Origin of the sequence: Companilactobacillus miaonis (genome assembly GCF_036913615.1) — a bacterium.
In the GTDB taxonomy this organism is placed as follows: Bacteria; Bacillota; Bacilli; order Lactobacillales; family Lactobacillaceae; genus Companilactobacillus.
The window spans coordinates 1-18,679 of record NZ_JAYKTX010000015.1; the positions used below are offsets into that span (position 1 = coordinate 1).

19 protein-coding genes are annotated in these 18,679 nt (G+C 35.5%); 3 read left to right on the forward strand and 16 right to left on the reverse strand.

The genetic code is table 11. The features are described from left to right. Positions 1 to 121 precede the first annotated feature (121 nt). Positions 122 to 832 carry a GntR family transcriptional regulator gene (locus tag U8521_RS11395; RefSeq protein ID WP_334352785.1) on the reverse strand — a complete coding sequence of 237 codons (711 nt, stop codon included), beginning with the start codon at positions 830 to 832 and terminating at the stop codon, positions 122 to 124. Positions 833 to 1,058: 226 nt separating this feature from the next. Here U8521_RS11395 and U8521_RS11400 point away from each other — a divergent pair, with 226 nt between their 5' ends. Together U8521_RS11400 and U8521_RS11405 are read left to right on the forward strand one after the other, a co-directional pair. Then, positions 1,059 to 2,363 (forward strand): PTS sugar transporter subunit IIC, encoded by a 1,305-nt coding sequence (locus U8521_RS11400; protein WP_334352786.1) that lies wholly within the window; start codon positions 1,059 to 1,061, stop codon positions 2,361 to 2,363. 27 nt (positions 2,364 to 2,390) lie between these two features. After that, positions 2,391 to 3,305, forward strand: a complete 915-nt coding sequence (locus U8521_RS11405; protein WP_334352787.1) for a DUF7916 family protein — start codon at positions 2,391 to 2,393, stop codon at positions 3,303 to 3,305. Between the two features lie 64 nt (positions 3,306 to 3,369). Here the strand turns inward: U8521_RS11405 and U8521_RS11410 are convergent, their stop codons facing one another. The 12 genes from U8521_RS11410 to U8521_RS11465 form a co-directional block, all read right to left on the reverse strand. Further along, complete coding sequence (locus tag U8521_RS11410; protein WP_334352788.1) at positions 3,370 to 4,251, reverse strand: aldose 1-epimerase family protein; 882 nt, start codon at positions 4,249 to 4,251, stop codon at positions 3,370 to 3,372. A 9-nt stretch (positions 4,252 to 4,260) separates the two neighbouring features. Further along, a complete protein-coding gene (gene hslU / locus U8521_RS11415; protein WP_334332514.1) occupies positions 4,261 to 5,706 on the reverse strand; it encodes an ATP-dependent protease ATPase subunit HslU in 1,446 nt (481 codons plus the stop codon). 18 nt (positions 5,707 to 5,724) lie between these two features. Further along, positions 5,725 to 6,249 carry an ATP-dependent protease subunit HslV gene (gene hslV, locus U8521_RS11420; RefSeq protein WP_135373355.1) on the reverse strand — a complete coding sequence of 175 codons (525 nt, stop codon included), beginning with the start codon at positions 6,247 to 6,249 and terminating at the stop codon, positions 5,725 to 5,727. A gap of 4 nt (positions 6,250 to 6,253) precedes the next feature. Then, entirely contained in the window at positions 6,254 to 7,153 is a 900-nt protein-coding gene (gene xerC / locus U8521_RS11425) for a tyrosine recombinase XerC (RefSeq protein ID WP_334352789.1), read from the reverse strand. Continuing rightward, positions 7,154 to 9,238, reverse strand: a complete 2,085-nt coding sequence (topA, locus tag U8521_RS11430) for a type I DNA topoisomerase (protein WP_334352790.1) — start codon at positions 9,236 to 9,238, stop codon at positions 7,154 to 7,156. Positions 9,239 to 9,347: 109 nt separating this feature from the next. Next, positions 9,348 to 10,166 (reverse strand): DNA-processing protein DprA, encoded by an 819-nt coding sequence (gene dprA / locus U8521_RS11435; protein ID WP_334352791.1) that lies wholly within the window; start codon positions 10,164 to 10,166, stop codon positions 9,348 to 9,350. Positions 10,167 to 10,212: 46 nt separating this feature from the next. After that, on the reverse strand, positions 10,213 to 10,983 hold the full coding sequence (gene rnhB / locus U8521_RS11440) for a ribonuclease HII (protein ID WP_334352792.1): 771 nt from the start codon (positions 10,981 to 10,983) through the stop codon (positions 10,213 to 10,215). After that, complete coding sequence (ylqF, locus tag U8521_RS11445) at positions 10,973 to 11,827, reverse strand: ribosome biogenesis GTPase YlqF (protein ID WP_334332519.1); 855 nt, start codon at positions 11,825 to 11,827, stop codon at positions 10,973 to 10,975. Before ylqF ends, rnhB begins: the two co-directional genes overlap by 11 nt. A gap of 9 nt (positions 11,828 to 11,836) precedes the next feature. Next, a complete protein-coding gene (locus U8521_RS11450) occupies positions 11,837 to 12,061 on the reverse strand; it encodes a YozE family protein (RefSeq protein ID WP_135373343.1) in 225 nt (74 codons plus the stop codon). Positions 12,062 to 12,073: 12 nt separating this feature from the next. Further along, positions 12,074 to 12,664 (reverse strand): YpmS family protein, encoded by a 591-nt coding sequence (locus U8521_RS11455; protein ID WP_334352793.1) that lies wholly within the window; start codon positions 12,662 to 12,664, stop codon positions 12,074 to 12,076. Further along, the gene (locus tag U8521_RS11460; protein WP_334332521.1) at positions 12,664 to 13,509 is read right to left on the reverse strand and encodes a DUF459 domain-containing protein; all 846 of its coding nucleotides are present in this window, start codon (positions 13,507 to 13,509) and stop codon (positions 12,664 to 12,666) included. Before U8521_RS11460 ends, U8521_RS11455 begins: the two co-directional genes overlap by 1 nt. Before the next feature lie 38 nt (positions 13,510 to 13,547). Continuing rightward, on the reverse strand, positions 13,548 to 14,393 hold the full coding sequence (locus U8521_RS11465; protein WP_334332522.1) for a DegV family protein: 846 nt from the start codon (positions 14,391 to 14,393) through the stop codon (positions 13,548 to 13,550). A gap of 208 nt (positions 14,394 to 14,601) precedes the next feature. Here U8521_RS11465 and trhA point away from each other — a divergent pair, with 208 nt between their 5' ends. Then, positions 14,602 to 15,252 carry a PAQR family membrane homeostasis protein TrhA gene (trhA, locus tag U8521_RS11470; RefSeq protein ID WP_334352794.1) on the forward strand — a complete coding sequence of 217 codons (651 nt, stop codon included), beginning with the start codon at positions 14,602 to 14,604 and terminating at the stop codon, positions 15,250 to 15,252. Here the strand turns inward: trhA and U8521_RS11475 are convergent. From U8521_RS11475 to U8521_RS11485, 3 genes are read right to left on the reverse strand one after another with little or no spacing between them, the layout of a single operon-like run. Beyond that, positions 15,249 to 15,737 (reverse strand): dihydrofolate reductase, encoded by a 489-nt coding sequence (locus U8521_RS11475; protein WP_334352795.1) that lies wholly within the window; start codon positions 15,735 to 15,737, stop codon positions 15,249 to 15,251. The genes trhA and U8521_RS11475 overlap by 4 nt on opposite strands. Before the next feature lie 11 nt (positions 15,738 to 15,748). Beyond that, entirely contained in the window at positions 15,749 to 16,699 is a 951-nt protein-coding gene (locus U8521_RS11480; protein ID WP_334332525.1) for a thymidylate synthase, read from the reverse strand. 9 nt (positions 16,700 to 16,708) lie between these two features. After that, positions 16,709 to 18,604, reverse strand: a complete 1,896-nt coding sequence (locus tag U8521_RS11485) for an ABC-F family ATP-binding cassette domain-containing protein (RefSeq protein WP_334352796.1) — start codon at positions 18,602 to 18,604, stop codon at positions 16,709 to 16,711. Positions 18,605 to 18,679: the final 75 nt, after the last annotated feature.

Genomic DNA, 18,679 nt, shown 5'->3' on the forward strand with positions numbered 1-18,679 from the left:
ACAAAAGGTATGTCCCCCCGTGAATACAGGGAACATACCTTAGTAATTTAAAAAATATAATTTTGTCTAACTTTTCTGTTGCACTTCATTAATTTCTTAATTGATGCCGGGCTTATTTTTTTTAAACTGTAATATCAGAAATCAAATCACTCTTTGCAAAAGGGTATCTAGTTTCTAGAAGTTGGAAAGGTTGACCATCATCTAAATAATTCAGTTGCCTTATAACTAGTACTGGATCAGAATCGCTTTGAGCAATTCCATTTTTTAAATCCTTCTCACTGGCCCTTTTGGCATTGATAATCCGATGAGTTCCTTCAATATGAAAATTTTGTTCTCTTAAATTTTGATAAACTGATTTTTTCAAAATTTCCTTAGTTAATTTAATAATAGTTGTCGGCATTAAAAAATGTTCGTATGAAAAAACTTCCCCAGCTAAGAATCTAATCCGCCGAACCTCATAGATTGAGACTTCAGGCTCTATTAATAAATGGTTCCTTTCAGCATCACTTGGCATTCGTACTGAAAATTGTAAAATTTTACTTTCCAACTTATTCGATAATTCACTACTAAAAGGATCATCAAAATCAGTCACACTTTGATGATGATCATTAAGCAATGAATAGTCTTTTCTGACAAATGTTCCAGCTCCACGTTTTGAATAAATCATTCCCTCAATAATCAAATCCTTTAAAGCTTTGTGAACCGTAGAACGGGTGGTATTAAATTCCTTTGCAATTTGAGTTTGATCTGGGAGAAGGTCCCCTGGCAAATAGGTTCCATCATTAATTTTTTCTTTAATGGCTTTAGCAATTTCAATATATTTATAATTCATAAGCGATCTCTCCTAATTTATACAAACAATTTTATCATGTTTTAATATATTTTTCTTTTGCTTTTAAAAGACTAGTCATTTAATTTTAAAAGATGTTTACATTGATTTATATTTATATTATACTGTAAGCACATTCAACAGAAAGGAGAAAAATAATTAGTCTAAAGTGAGTTTTTAAAATAATTGGAGAATAGAATTTTATCAGATTATATTGGGGGAAAAGACTATGAAAGGCGGATTCAATGATTTTTTAAATAAAAAGATTCTACCTTATGCCAACAAATTAGCGGCCAATCGTGCCCTGACTGCTATCAGAGATGGCGTTGGACTAGCTGTTACTCTAATTATCATCGGTTCAATTCCTTTGATCATTAGTGCCTTACCGATAGATAATTGGGCAGAAATACTTAAGGGAATATCCCTTCCCTATTTTGGTAATCTTAGTAATTTATTAAAAGGGATGACAGATATGACCTTTGGAATTATGGTAATTCCAACTGTTTTTGGTATTGCCTACTCTTACACTAAAAGTTGTATCCAAGACGAATTAAAATCAATTGGATCAGGTTTTGTTGCTTTAGGATCTTTCCTAACTATTACACCAGTAATCGTTACAAAAGAGGGTATTGCTGGTATTGATTTAACTTACTTAGGAAGTAAAGGTTTGATTGTCGCAATTGTTTTAGGTTTGATTTCGGCAAAAATATTCTCGTGGTTCATTCTACATAATGTTGAAATCAAAATGCCAGAAAGTGTTCCACCGGCAATTTCAAAAACCTTCAGTGCATTAATACCTGGTGTTGTTATTGTCTTCATGTGGATCATCATTGCTTTAATTATCGGAATGTTTGGTTTTGATAATATCCACGAAGTAATTCTTGAAGTTTTGGAAAAACCACTTTCATTCTTAGGTGGAACCTTAGCAGGAACACTGATTGCCGTTGGTTTAAATAGTTTGGTTTGGTCAATTGGTGTGCACGGAACAGTTATCAACTCAGCTATGGGTCCAATTTGGTTAATGAACTCGGACGCTAATCGTTTAGCACTTCAACAAGGTAAAGAACTACCACATATTGTCACAAATTCATTTATCGCTAATTTCACTTATATGGGTGGATCAGGTGCCACCGCATGTCTAGTATTAGCTTTATTCATTTTGATTTTTATGAAAAAAGGCAGTGCTGAAAGTAAAACTTTAACTTCAGTTGCTACTGCCCCAGCTGTTTTTAATATTAACGAACCAATCATGTTTGGTTATCCAGTTGTTTTCAATGTCGCCATCTTGATTCCTTTCATCATCGTACCAATGATTTTTGCTACAACGACCTACTTCAGTATGAAACTTGGAATCGTTGCTAAACCGACAGGAACCGTTCTTAACTGGACTATGCCACCAATCATTTCTGGTTATTTAGCCACTAATAGTATCAGTGGTTCAATTTTACAAATTTTCAATTTAATCATCGGAACATTAATTTATTTACCTTTTGTCTCTTCTATTAACAACAAGCAGTTACTTGCCGAACAATAAATGTAAACTAAAAGGATGGTAATAAAAATGGTTAAAAGACTTATCAGTGCAACTGCCAGTGAAATTTCAAAAATGTCCAAAGATGATCTTTTCACAGCGATTAAAGCTAGTGAGGGTCGTGTTGTTATGAGTGAAAATGTTGTTGTCCACGAAACTGTTGAGGGCGGAATTACTACTAGTGAAATGGTTCGTGCTTTCGGAGCAGATATGATTCTCTTAAATGGTTTTGACACCTTTAATCCAATTGTTTTAGGAACCCCTAACCAATTAACTCTTGCAACTGCTCAGCCGGATGAATCAGTTATCAAAACTTTAAAGAAGCTAGTTGGCCGCCCAATCGGTGTTAATTTAGAACCAGTTGATCCCGATATTGAAATGCTTGAAGAAAGGCGAGAAATAGCCAAAGGTCGGCAGGCTTCAATAGAATCACTAAAAAAAGCTAAAGAACTCGGTTTTGACTTTATTTGTTTAACTGCCAATCCTGGTGTTGGAACTTCTAACAAAGCCATTGCAAATGCTATTAAACTTGCTAAAGAACATTTTAAAGGCCTGATTATTGCCGGAAAGATGCACAAGGCTGGCGGTAATGAACCGATTTTTACAAAAGAAGTAATCGAAGAATACATCGCTGCTGGGACTGATATTTTACTCTTACCTGCGGTTGGCACAGTTTGGGGGATTCGTCGTGAAGAATTGAAAGAAGCGGTTGATTTAGCTCATCAACACAACGTTTTAGCTCTTAGCGCTATTGGAACATCCCAAGAATCCAGTCAACCTGATATTATCCGTAACATGGCTATTCTCAATAAAGAAATTGGTTTTGATCTTCAACACATTGGAGATTGCCAACGTAATCGTTTTGAAAATATTGCTGAATTAAAACAGGCCTTAGGTGGCTATCGACACTATCTTGCAAGCATTGCTCGTAGTGTTGAAAGATAAATTTATTTTTCCCTACACAAAAAAGCTCAGTCAGAAACTTCTGACTGGGCTTTTAGTTTTAATTTCAATTCACTGAAATACTATAATAAGCTTCAAATTGCTCTCCCGGAGCTAAATGATTGATGCCATACTTAGTCTTCAATTGATTGTCAGTGTCACTCTTATCAGCAACGCCCCACCAAGGTTCGATACACATAAAGTTACCTTCGGTTGGATATGAGGACCACATACCGAAGAATTTAGCATTTCCGGTATCCAAAATCACTTGACGATCACTCTTTGGACTAGCAATCGTTACTTGCGTTGGTTCATTCAATCGATAAACTATCGCATCATTAACAAAGGCATCATGTTTCAAATCAAAATCTTGATTATCAACCTTTTCTTCATTGTTTAAATCAATATTTCCTGTTTCACCATTGATTGGAATCAAAGTTCTAGTTTCTTTAGGGTCTACTGAAACTTTGAAATCTTCATAATTAACGCCTTTTTCAAAAGGTACGGCAAATCCAGGATGAGCTCCGATTGAGAAGTACATTTCCTGAGATTGTTCCAAGCTATCAACTAAATAAGAAATTTGTAGCGTTCCCTTAACTAACTGATAAACTACCCGTAATTTGAAATGATAAGGATACTTTTCCAAGCTCTTTTCACTAGTTGTCAAGCTCAAAACTAGTTGTGAATCAGATTGTGAATCTAAACTAAACTCTTGATCACGAGCAAATCCATGTTGGGTCATATGATACTCTTGATCATCAACAAAGTAATGATTATCTTTTAAGCGACCAACAATTGGAAACAGAACTGGAGCATGTCTACCCCATACGTTTGGATTAGCTTGCCAAATAAATTCAACCCCATCTTTATTTGTAACACTAATAATTTCAGCACCCAGTGATTCAATTTTTACGGTTAAAAAATCATTTTTTAATTGATAGACTGTCATAATTGTCCCCTATAGTATATAACGTGAAAGGTCTTGATCTTCGGCGATTTTACCGACTTGTTCACGAACATACTCACGAGTGATGGTTATATCACCCATTTGCATATCAGGACCTTCATAAAGAATATCGGCCAAAATTTTCTCCAGAACGGTTGAAAGTCTTCTGGCACCTATATTTTGATTACTATTATTTAACTCAAAAGCAATCTTTGCAATCTCTTCGACGGATTCTTTAGTAAAAGTTAAATGTATGCCATCAGCACGTGTCAAAGCAACATATTGTTTTGTCAAGGCATTATCTGGCTTTGTCAAAATTTGGATGAAGTCGTTTTCAGTCAAATCTTTCAATTCTACTCGAATTGGGAAACGACCTTGTAATTCAGCAATCAAATCACTAGGTTTACTTTCAGCAAAGGCACCTGAAGCAATAAAGAGGATATGATCAGTATCAACTGGACCATACTTAGTATTGATTCTTGAGCCTTCAACGATAGGCAAGATGTCACGTTGAACACCTTCACGAGAAACTTCGCCAGAATTTTTCTTACTACCAGCAGCAATTTTATCGAACTCATCAATAAAGATAATTCCTTTATTTTGAGTTCTTTCAATTGCCTTTTGATAAATTTCATCATGATCGACACGTTTTTCTGATTCTTGTTGAATCAAGAGTTCACGTGCTTCTTTAACCGGCAAAGTTCTCGTGATAGTCTTTTTAGGCATCAATGAATCCATCATACCGCTCATGTCGATACCCATTTGGCCCATTTGATCATCCATTGGTCCAACTTTTTTAGACTCTTCAACTTTGATAGTTACTTCTTCATTTTCCAACAAACCTTTATCAAGTTGCTCTTTGACGCTTAGTCTTTGATTACGAATATCATCAGTAACTTCCGCATTAGCATCTGGATCTTCATCGATAGTGTCTTGGTTACCAAAGATACTTCCCAAACTTTGTGAGTTATTTGGATTTTGCATACTATTGAGCATACTCATGAAGTCGTTGTTGTTTTGGCGTTTTTCTTTCTTGATACCAGGAGCTAACAACTTAACCAACTTCTTATCCACATCACGACGAACTTCCGGTCTAATCTCATCAAACTTTTCTTTTTCGACCATTGAAACAGCCATACTTACTAAATCGCGGACCATTGATTCAACATCGCGTCCGACATAACCAACTTCAGTAAACTTTGTAGCTTCAACTTTGACAAATGGGGCGTTGACGATTTTCGCCAAGCGACGAGCGATTTCTGTTTTACCGACACCTGTAGGTCCAATCATCATCAAATTCTTAGGTGTGATTTCTTGTTGTAATTTTTCTGGGACTTGCATTCGACGATAACGGTTGTATAAAGCAATTGCTACCGCCTTTTTAGCATCAGTTTGACCAATAATGTAATTGTCTAGTTGAGCAACAATTTGCTTAGGGGTTAATGTATCTGTATCCATTTATTGTTCTCCACTCTTTTAAAATTTATCTGAAATAATATTTTCATTTGTAAAAATATCGATACTTGAAGCAATCTTGATTGCCTCGACAGCCATTTGTTCAGCATCCATATCTTGAGCATGTCTTTGCATAGCGATGGCAGCTGCTTGCGCAAAATTACCACCAGAACCGATAGCAACAACGTCTTCATCTGGTTCGATAACTTCACCACTACCAGAAATCAACAATAGATTATCTTTATCCATTGCAATCAACATTGCTTCCAATTTTTGTAGTGTAGGGTCTTTGCGCCAATCTTGGGCTAGTTCCACTGCTGCACGCTTCAGATTACCTGAATATGCCTTTAATTTCTTTTCTAACCAATCTTGTAAAGTGATAGCATCAGCAACACCACCAGCAAAGCCAATCACAACTTGGTTATCAAAAATACGTCTAACCTTGTGAGCTGAGCCCTTCATAATGTATTTTTCACCTAATGTAACTTGTCCATCACCGGCAATTGCAGTGTGGCCATCATGTTTTACAGCAACTATTGTAGTCATTTATTTACCTCGGAAAATATTTTTTATAATCATTTTGTAAATGTTCCATTGTAACGTGGGTGTAGATTTGTGTCGTTGAAAGACTCGAATGTCCGAGCAATTCTTGAACAGTTCGTAAATCAGCACCGTGTTCTAACATGTGTGTGGCAAACGTATGTCGAATCATATGCGGATGAATATCTGAAGTCAGACTAGTCTTCTTGATGATCTGATTCAAAATATATTCAATCCCTCGACTAGTAACATTTTTGCCACGACTATTCACAAAAACATATTGATGTTCTTGATGAAATTTCTTCATCAAAACAGGTCTACCTTGATCAAAGTACTTCTTCAATGTCGCTTTAGCATAGCTTCCAAAGGGAACATAACGATCCTTATCCCCTTTTCCGTGTATTAAAACGATATTATTGTCAAAATCCAATTGATCTAATAATAGATTAGCACACTCACTAACACGCATGCCAGTGGCATAGAGCAATTCTAACAACGCCGAATTTCTTAAGGATAGCGGATCATCCCCTCTAACGGCTTCAAAAAGTTGATTCATCTCTTTTTCATAGAAGAAACGAGGCAATTTTCGACCCTTGTGGCGCAACTGAATTAAATCAAACGGATTTTGTTGAATGAACTTATTACGAACTAAAAAATTATAAAACGAACGCAAAGCAGAAATTCTACGAGCTACTGTTTCTTGAGCATAATTTTTTTCATCTAAATAAGTTAAATAAGTTTCCACATCAACGCGATTGATCTTAGTGAACCCATGGAAACCACCATTTTTAGACAAAAAAGAAACAAAATTATCTATATCTTCCAAATAAGATTTTTTTGTTTCTTTCGAGTAATGATGATTAACCATTAAATTATCAACAAATTTATTGATTAAATCTTCTTCTATCATTTATTTTTGAATATCCTCTTCATAATCTCCATTTGGACAGATTACTTGACGACCACCCTTAACTTTCTTTTCAACTAAGTAGTGACCATCTTTTGGACAATCACGTCCAATTGGTTTATCCCATGAAACGAAGTCACAGTCAGGATAACGTGAACAACCGTAGAAAATACGATTCTTCTTTGATTTTCTTTCGATCACTTGTCCCTTTTTACACTTAGGACAAACTACGCCGATCTCTTTAACGATTGGCTTAGTGTTACGACAATCTGGGAAGCGTGAACAGGCATAAAATTTACCATATCTACCTAATTTGATAACCATCGGAGCTCCACAGATATCACAATCCATACCAGCTGGCTCATCTTTGATCTGAACTTTTTCAATTTTATCTTCAGCAGATTCCAATTCCTTGGCAAATGGTTTGTAATAGCGATCAACCACTTTGACCCAGTTTTCTTTACCTTCTTCAATATTATCAAGTTCATCTTCCAAGTTAGCTGTGAAATCAATATTAACGATGTCTGGGAAATAGTTTTGAATCAAATTATCAACGATCTCACCAAGTTCTGTTGGTTCAAAACTCTTACCGTTTAACTTAACATAGTAACGGCGTTGAATCGTATCAATCGTTGGTGCATAAGTTGATGGACGACCAACTCCATTTTCTTCAAGCGCTTTGACCAATGAAGCTTCAGTAAATCTTGCTGGTGGTTGAGTAAAATGTTGAGCCGGATCATTTGATTGTAGTTTAGCCTTGTCATTTTCAACCAATTCTGGCAATAAGTTGTCTTTCTTACTGCTTTCGGAAGTGCTTTGATAAACTTTGCGATAACCTTCAAATTTCATCTTTGAACCGTTGGCTCTAAACATAACACCATTTTGTGATAAATCAACTGTCATTGTATCAAAAACAGCTGGTGTCATTTGACTAGCTACAAATCTGGACCAAATTAAATCGTACAAACGATATTGGTCACGACTTAAGACGTCTTTCAAAGATTTAGGTGTCCGCATAACTGATGAAGGGCGAATAGCTTCATGGGCATCTTGAGCACCTTCTTGGTTCTTATCCTTACGTTCTTTGATAGCTGCAAATGGTTCGCCATATGCTTCGTGGATGAATTTTGATGCTTCAGCTTCAGCCACTTTTGAAATACGTTTAGAATCAGTACGCATATAAGTGATTAAACCAACTGTGCCTTCCTTACGTCCCAAATTGATTCCTTCATAAAGCTGCTGAGCAATCATCATGGTCTTTCTAGTCTTATAATTTAAGCGCTTATTAGCTTCTTGTTGTAAAGAACTAGTTGTAAATGGTGCTGCTGGGAAACGTTTACGTTCTTTTTTGGTAACTTTGTCGATATTAAAATCAGCTTTTTTATCGACACGTCCCAGAACATCTTGAACTTGAGCGTTATCTTTTAATTCTAATTTCTTACCATCTAAACCGTAAAAATTAGCTTTAAATTTATCTCTATTGTGTTTAAAAGTTGATTCAATCGTCCAATATTCTTGAGGAACAAAATTCTTGATCTCATTTTCTTTTTCAATAACTAATTTCAAAGCAATTGATTGAACACGTCCAGCACTCAATCCCTTTTTAACTTTTGCCCAAAGAATTGGCGAAATTGAATAACCCACTAAACGATCTAAAACACGTCTAGCCTGTTGAGCATCAACTAGATTCATATCGATTGATCGAGGTGTTTTAAAAGCTTGCTTAACTTTATCTTTAGTAATTTCATTGAAAACTACTCGATTTTTTCCTTCATCATCCAAGCCTAATAGATGTGAAACATGCCAAGCGATGGCCTCTCCTTCACGATCCGGATCGGCTGCAAGATAAACTCGTTTAGCTTTTTTAGCTTCTTTCTTCAAATCTTTAATAACAGGACCTTTACCACGAATAGAGATGTACTTAGGTTCATAATCATGTTCAATATCGACTCCCATTTGACTCTTAGGTAAATCACGAACATGACCAAGACTAGCAACAACGTGATAATTACGTCCCAAATACTTTTCAATTGTTTTTGCTTTTGATGGTGATTCAACGATCACCAAATTTTTCTGTGTTGATGGCACGCAAAGTGCTCCTTTCCAAAATGGTTCAGTTAAAACTGTTCAATATATTAATCACAGATTTTTATTTTGTCAATCCAAAAGATAAATTTAACAATTGGATTTCCTAAATCTAGAGATTATTAAAATCTATTAAAGGTGTCGCCCCTTCTTCAATCAACTTGTTACAACCAGCTGACAGAGTGACATCGATTCGACCGGGGATGGCTAAAACTTCCCGATTATTTTCTAAAGCTAAATCAGCAGTGATCAGTGAACCGCTTTTTTTCTTAGCTTCAGTAATAATCACTTTTTGACTGAGTCCAGCAATAATCCGATTACGTTGTGGAAAATGCCACGGTTCAATTTTACTCTTGGGTGGATACTCACTTATCACTAAACCTTTTTGCATAATTTCCGTTTGCAAAGAGCGATTCTCCTTAGGATAAAAAGTATCCAACCCACTACCAATGACCGCAATCGTTGAACCATTATTCCTTAAAGTAGTTTCATGGGCCCATGCATCGACACCTTTAGCTAAACCGCTCACAATAGTATAACGATTAACTAAACGTGGAACAAGACCACCCAGACAGCGATGACTGTAATCACTGGCCAATCTTGAACCAACAATGGCAACACATTCAGTTTTAAGTAAAGCAATATTTCCTTTAAAAAACAAGAGTGCCGGCGGATTATAAATAGTTCTTAAAATATTGGGATAACTATCATCTAGATAATTTATCGCCTGACAATTACTTTTAGGCTGATTACCTAATAATAGTAGAAACTGATGAAATTTATCAATTCCCCATTCGGTTTTCAAAAAATTAAAAGATTCTTCTCTTAGATTATCACTTTTCAGAGAAATTCTGATAATTTTCAACATAATTTGATTAGAAACCATTCCTGTCAAGCGACATTTAATTAAAAAATTGGTTAATTCTGTCATAAAAAAATCACTCCCTCAAAGTAAATTACGGAAGTGATTTGTTTTTTTAGTACATTTTATTAATATTTTTTACTGGAGCAAAACTCATTCGATGAATTTTCGTTCGACCAAATTCTGCCAAAGCTTGTAAATGTTTCTTCGTACCATAGCCATCGTTGTTTTCAAAATCAAATTCAGGATACTTACGACTATACATCATCATAAGTCGGTCACGAGACACCTTAGCGACGATACTAGCGGCTCCAATGCTCAAAGACTTAGAATCACCCTTGATCAACTTAGTCTGGCTGATATCGACTGGAATCGTCATTGCATCGACTAAGATCTGATCTGGTTTTAAATACAAATTATTAATTGAATCACGCATCGTAAGTTCCGTGGCATGATAAATATTCTCTTGATCAATCAATGAAGGACTGCCAAGAGCAACACTGATGTCAAGTGCTTGAGCGCAAATTTGTTTGTAAAGCTGATCTCTTTTTGTAATCGACAATTTTTTTGAGTCATCGACCTCATAAAGGGTATTATCTGCTGGTAAGATAACCGCAGCCGTAACGACTGGCCCTGCTAATGGACCTCGACCGACTTCATCAACTCCAGCGACTACTTTGCCCTGTTGCCAAAAAGGCTTTTCTAAAAATTCCTTGTTATGAAACCGTTCGACTAATTCTTTTTGTTGGGCAACTCTTTTAAAGTATTGCTTTAATAATTTCTCTACTCCGATTCGGGTGTCTCGCTTTAATTCTTCTAGTAAATCAGCAGAGGGATTTTCATTCAAAAATTGCTTAATTTCAGAAATCGTATACTTATTCTTCATAAAATTCCCCAGGAATATCGAAAGTCAAACGTCCCAATTTCAACTTTCTAACGTCATCAATAATTTTGCGTGACGCACGATCATAATCTTCTTTGTATCCAAATTTCTTCGTTAGATCCATCAACAATTCTGGTGTCGTATGGTTAAAAATGTCTGAATTATCAAGTTTATAAGTTGTCAATAACTGATCCATGTAATGATTTTCCAGGAAGTCGAGCGCATAAATTGCCACATCATCGGGAGCATAAATTTTTTCTTTGATAGCCCCCGATAACGCTAATTTCATTCCAACTTTAGGATCGTCGATCTTAGGCCAGAGAATTCCTGGTGTATCTAACAAGTCGATACCAATATTAGTCTTCAACCAGTTTTGATTCTTTGTGACACCTGGTTTGTTACCAGTGATAGCCACATTTTTACCAACAAAACGATTCAAGATTGTTGATTTACCAACGTTGGGAATTCCAATACACATGGCTTTGATTCGATAGTTTTTAACCCCGTTTTTTTCATAACGGTCAATTTTATCGGCCAATTCTGAACGAATCAAACTCTTGATCTGACCTAATCCCTTGTTGTGTTTAGCGTCTAATTCGACAGATTTTGTGCCTTCTTGCTCAAAATTCAACTTCCAATCAGCTGTGATTTTAGGGTCAGCCAAATCAGATTTATTTAATATGATAATATGCTTCTTCTGATCAATAATTTGCTCTAAAACGGGATTTCTTGATGAAAAAGGCAATCTTGCATCAACAATTTCAAGTACAATATCAACTAATTTTAATCGATCTTGAACTTGATTTTTTGCCTTATTCATATGCCCGGGATACCACTGTAATGCCATTGTCCTCACCTATTTCCTGTCAATTTCTTGATACTTTTGATAAATCTCATCAAAAATACTCATACTAGGCAAATAGCCTGCATTTAGCTCTAAATAATCAGAAATTTTCGTATAACTCTCCTCATGTTTTGGAAAAGATTGATCGTGAAAAGCGTTATTCGCAAATTCCGCCTCTGGTTCAACACTATCCGCATTGCGTAGTGTCATTAAATATTCGTAAAAACTTCTTCTCATACAAACCCCAATCTATTGATTATTGGTAATTTTGGTATTCATTACTTCAAATGATAACTTATTGTTCTTCAAATCAATATTCTTTGCTCTGATACCGTAACCTTCTTTGGTCGTAAATTTAGTAAACTTCAAGAGCACAGTCTTATCTTTGCCATTGATGCTGACCCAGTTAGGTGTCTTAAAACTATTCTTAATATAATTCATTACAAAAGATATTGGCAACGATAAGTCTCCGATTTTCATTTCTTTTGCTTTTAAGAGCACATCACCATTAGTTTTAGCATATGGCTGCATTAAAATCGTCACGTGAAGTTTTGCCCCTAAAAAGGAGATGTCACTTGTCAATTCAGCATCTTTTTTCAGGACTAATTGATATTCAGTTTTACCGTTATTCAAAGTATGTTTGAGATAATATTGAGCAAATTTATTTGCTTCTGCTTTGGTCATGTTAACCGTGAAAACTTTATCGTTATCATTGATCTTGGAACTAACCGTATAATTTTCTGCCGGTGAACTACTTGCTTTAATTCCGATGTAGCCAAATGCCAACACTAAAATTGCCACTAAAGCGATAAATGCGTATTTCCAATAATTCTTTTTCATTACTTAAAAAGCCACTCCTTTTTAGTACCACTAACTTTATCAAAAATCTTCTGGGTCATCATGTCATAACCGGTCCCATTTGGATGGAAATGATCCTTCTTGTAAAGATAAGGATTTACACCTTTCTTTTGTACGACTTTATCAATTTTTTTATTTTGGTACAAATTATTTATATCAACGAAGTAGACCTTGTCAAACTTCGAAGCCACTTCGGCTGAACCCTTATTCCAATTGATAAAAGCTATTTTAGCATTTTTGACATTTGATAAATAGATACTAAAAGGATTATATATTCCAACTAAATAAATTGGTGCATTCTCATTGTAATTTCGAATATCAGATAACAATTTATTTAATCTAACATCAAATTTTTTCTGTTCATCAGCAATTTGACCTGCAGTTAAATCCAAGCCCTTTCTTTGTAACAGATGCATGAAGTCGTTACCACCAACTGTTACTGTAATAATATCAGCTTTCGGTAAATCTTGGTGCATCTTCTTATCTGATTTGATTCGAGCCATAATTTGATTACTAGTATCACCAGAGACACCGTAATTATGTGAATGAGTTTCCACATCAAAATTGTTCTGGACCTTTGACTGCAAACGAGTGACATAACCGCCACCAACCTTTTTGGAGTCGCCGATTCCTTCAGTTAATGAATCACCAATGGCAACAATACTGATTTTTTTCTTTTTAGGATCAACTTTTTTCTTAGTCTTGACCTTGCTTTTAACCTGAGTTACTTCTGGTTGAGCAGATTTTTTATTGAATAAATAATAACCTGTACCACCAGCTATCAATAAAACTAAAATTACAACGATCCAAATACTTTTTTTCTTCATTTAATAATCCATCTTTCAAAAAAAAGCTGATGCATTCATCAGCTTTCTGTATAAAATTCAATTGCGAAGGCACCTGACCCGGCATGTGTTGCAATAACCGGACTTGTGACTCTAATTAGTAGTGGAACATCCGGGATGATCTCTTCTAACTTTTCCTTTAATTCGTTAACATAATCCATCTTGTCTACATACGAAATACCAACGGCTTTGATATTCTTCAAACCTTTGATTTCCTCAATAACATTATTCATGTATTTTTCAATCGTCTTTCGACCTCGACCACGTTTAGCAATATCTAAACTGTTATTCTTTACAGTCAAAACTAGATTGATATTCAACAAGGTTGATAGAGTGCCAGCGAATCGACTCAAACGACCACCACGAAGGATATTTTCAATACTCGTTACACCCATGTATAAGTATGTGTGATCGCGTAATTCATCCAACGCCTGTTTAATTTCTGCAACTGATTTACCTTCTTGCGCCATTTTGGCTGCCTTTAATACTTGAAAACCTTGGGCACGGTCGGTAAATTCAGTGTCGATAACTTCGACATGTCTTTTGGACATTTCCGCAACTTGTCGAGCGGCATTGATCGTACCACTGATGGCTGGAGTCATGATCAACATCAAGATGTCCGTATAATCTTCTGGTACTTTATCAATTACATCCATAAAGGTTCCGATTGAGGGTTGTGACGTCTTAGGTAAATCTTTAGACGAATCCATCTCTTCAACAAACTTCTCACGTGTGATATTAACGCCGTCAATATAAGTTTTATCATCAATACTGATAGTTAAAGGAACAACACTAACATCATATTTTTCAATTTCTTCTGGGGTTAACTGTACCGATGAATCGGTCAGGATTTTTACTTTACTCATTTTATCCCTCTTTCATAGGGTCTTAGTTCTAATTGCCTTAATTATAACAAACTTACTGTTTAATATTAAAAACATTAACAATATTCAAGTAGTTTTTTATCAATATATGAACAATCTTTATTAATTATACAATACACCACCCATATGAAAAGACCTTGAACACGTTTATAATACTAATAAATAGTTAAAAATAATTGAGGTCTTAAAAATGTCAAATAAACATAATCCAACCAGAGCATATTTAATAACTGATCAAGTCTTCAGTGCAGTGACACATGGTGTCGGTATCGTTTTAGCAATTATTGGGGCAATTTTCTTACTGATAAAAGGATTCCATCAAGGAAATCCGCTTAATATCACTGCTTATTTCATTTATGCTTTTACACTATTTTTCTTATATTTAAGTTCAACTTTATTTCATAGTTTGTATTTCACCAAAGCTAAAAGTGTCTTTCAAATCTTTGACCACAGTTCAATTTTTTTGATGATTGCTGGAACTTACACTCCATATTGCTTGATTGCTTTGCATTCAACTTTTGGGATTGCAATTCTCGCTTTCATCTGGACATTAGCAATTTTAGGGATCCTGTATAAAATATTTAACGTTGGTCGCTTTAAGTATTTAGAAACACTCCTCTATGTTCTCATGGGCTGGGCAATCATTATTGCTATGAAACCACTCTACTATTCTATTGGAACAGTCGGTATCTCATTGCTCGTCGCTGGTGGAGTTGCTTTTACCGTCGGTGCCTGCCTCTACTTGATGAAAAATATTAAATACATTCACGTAATTTGGCACATTTTTGTTATGTTAGGAACAGCTTTAATGTACTTTTCAGTTTACTTTTTCGTTAATTAAAGTTTATCCCAAGTTTCGAAGGTATATGGATAAAGATTATCTTTGTCCGGATGACCTTCTTTTTTTTCAACTAATTTAAACTTTTTATAGTCTAAATCGATCATTTTAGTGTCACCCTTAAATTCATGGTTGATTCTAGTTAAATAGAGTCGATCAACATCATCTTTAAACAACTTAAAAATGCCACTACCGCCGATGACCATTACCTCGTCATTCGCTTTAACATATTTTTTCAAATCAGCCTTGTCATTAATCAGAACAACTGATTCTGGTACTTTGTAATCACTATTTCTAGAGATGACAATATTTAAACGCTTAGGTAGTGGTCCATTGGGAAAACTTTCAAAAGTTCTTCTTCCCATGACGATGGGATGATTGATGGTTGTTTCTTTAAAGCGTTTCATATCAGCAGGTAAATTCCAAGGCAAGTGACCATCTACCCCAATAATGCGATTCTTATCTTCAGCCCAAACAAAACTTATCATCGAATTTCCTCCTAAACAGCAACTGGTGCTTTAATAGCCGGTTGTGGTTGGTAGTTTTTAACAATAATATCTTTAGCGTCGATCTCAAAAATACTCTTATCACTGGAAATTTCTAATTGCGGTCCGGGACTAGGATTACGTCTCAATTGCTCATGAACTTGATCCAGATGGTTTAGGTAAATGTGTGCATCCCCGAGAGTATGAACGAATTCACCCACTTGAAGTCCAGTCTCACGGGCAATTAAGTGAGTCAACAGCGCATAACTGGCAATATTGAACGGAACTCCTAAAAAAAGATCCCCTGAACGTTGATATAACTGACAAGAGAGTTTGCCATCATTAACATAAAATTGAAACAAAGTGTGACAAGGTGGCAAGGCCATCGTTGGTACATCTTCAGGATTCCAAGCACTGACGATCATTCGGCGAGAATCGGGAGTTGTCTTAATTTGATCAATGACATTTTGAATTTGATCGATAAATCCGCCATCACGTTTTTGCCAATGACGCCACTGGGCACCATAGACATCCCCAAGATTGCCAAATTTTTCTGCAAATTCAGTGTCATTTAAAATTAATTCATCAAATCGCTTTTTTTCAATGTGATACTTCTTTGCAAAGTCTTCATCAACTAAACTACGACGTCCAAAATCTGTCATATCGGGACCTTTGTAATCAGAACTCTCAATATAATTTTTAAAGGCCCATTCGTCCCAAATATGGTTATTGTGTTCCAACAAGTACTTAATATTCGTGTCACCATGTAGGAACCAGAGCAATTCACTTTTTATCAAACCAAAAGGAATTTTCTTAGTCGTCAAAAGTGGAAACGAGGCTTGTAAATCAAATCTCATTTGATATCCAAAAGTACTGATCGTACCTGTTTTAGTTCGATCATTTTTCTTATGACCGTGTTCCAAAACATATTTCAATAAATCCAAATATTGTTGTTCGTTATGCATTTTTCTCTCCTAAGCAAATTGACTTAAATATTCCCAACGTTCCATTAATTTATCAGCTTCTTGATTTAGCTCGTCCAATTGTTTTTGAGCATCCATCAAGGTCTGATAATCATTAGCGGGATCATTGAGTTGGTCTTTTAAATCAGACATCTGCTGGTCCAATTTATCGATCTTTGGCTCTAATTTCTCATATTCTTTTTGTTCCGCATAAGTCAATTTCTTTTTAGGTTCAGATTTCTTTTCTCGTTTCTTAACTTCCTCATGCTTTTGTTCCTTGATCTCGTGATGCTTAGCAAGCTTTTTCTCGTTAGCTTTTTGCAAGTAGTTCGAGTAAGAATCGTAACTCTCTTCAATGTCACCTTGACCTTCAAAAATTAGCAGTTTATCGGCAACTTTATCTAAGAAATAACGATCATGAGAAACGGCTAAAACAGTTCCTTTAAAACTGCCCAAATAATCTTCCAAAATAGTCAAAGTTTCAATATCCAAATTATTTGTCGGTTCATCTAGCAACAAGACATTTGGCTGATCCATCAAAATTGCTAAAAGATAGAGACGACGCTTTTCACCACCAGATAATTCCCGGATGAAGGCACCTTGCATCTGATGATCAAATTTAAAAGTATCTAGCATCTGTGAGGCCGACATGTGCTCGCCATCAGAATTTCTAACCCCTTGACCAATGCTCTCCAAATAACGAATGACCCGTTTATCTGGATCCATATCACGCGTGTGTTGTGTGTAATAACCAATCTTGACAGTTTGCCCAGTCTTGATTTCACCAGCGTCTAATGGAATTTGTTTGGCAATTGCATTTAAAAATGTTGTCTTCCCAGAACCATTAGCACCAGTGATTCCGATTCGATCACCTTTAGAAACTAAATAACTAAAATCATTTAAAATAATATGATTGGAAAACTTTAAACTAGCATCCTTAATATCAAAGACATCATTTCCCAAACGTTGTTGTGCAATATCGATTGACATTGACTTTTGAACATCCGGCTTGTTTTGCAGATCTTCCTTCAAATTCGTAAAACGATCTTTACGCGCTTGTTGTTTGGTTCCACGAGCCTTAACACCTGCACGCATCCATTTTAGTTCTTGTTTATAGAGTTGGGTCTTATGATGTTGCTCTGAAGCGTAGATCTCTTCATTAGCAGCTTTTCCTTGCAAATACTTTTCGTAGTTACCGTCATATTCAGTAACGTTTCGATTTTCAATTTCAAAAATTCGTGTCGCAACTTCATTCAAGAAATAACGATCATGGGTCACGAATAAAACAGAGCCCTTATATTTGCTTAAATAAGCTTGTAACCAGTCGATAGCTTCATAATCCAAATGATTAGTAGGTTCATCAAGAATCAATAAATCAGCATCCGAAATCAAAGTTTGTGCTAAAGCCACTCGTCTTTGTTGACCACCAGATAATTCTGAAATCTTTTTATCTAACTCAGTGATACCTAATTTATTGAGCATTGATTTAACGTCAGATTCCATCTGCCAGGCTTCTTGAGCGTTCATCTTTTCTTGAAGCTTAAAAAATTCATTTTGAATTTGACTATCAGTTGAATTGGCATTGAATTTAGTCAAAGAATTTTCATATTGACGAATCAGCTGAAATTTCTCGCCACTGCCATTAAAAACAGCATCGATTACTGACGAGTCTTTGTCTAAATCAGGTTGCTGCTTCAGATATGAAATTTTGTAATCTTTAGGCTTATCAACGGTAATCGTATTCAAATTGCTGTTATTGACAATTCCGTCTAGCAACGTTGTCTTACCAGTTCCATTCAATCCTAAAAGACCGATTCGATCTCCTTCATTGATCGTAAAAGTCACATCGGTAAACAATGTTCTTTCACCGAAGGACTTTGAAGCGTTTGTAATATTTAAGGTTTTCAATTATTTTTCACCACTATAATAAAAAAATTCCCCTACCCATTAGATAGAGGTATTAAGACTTTTTCAATGTTTATT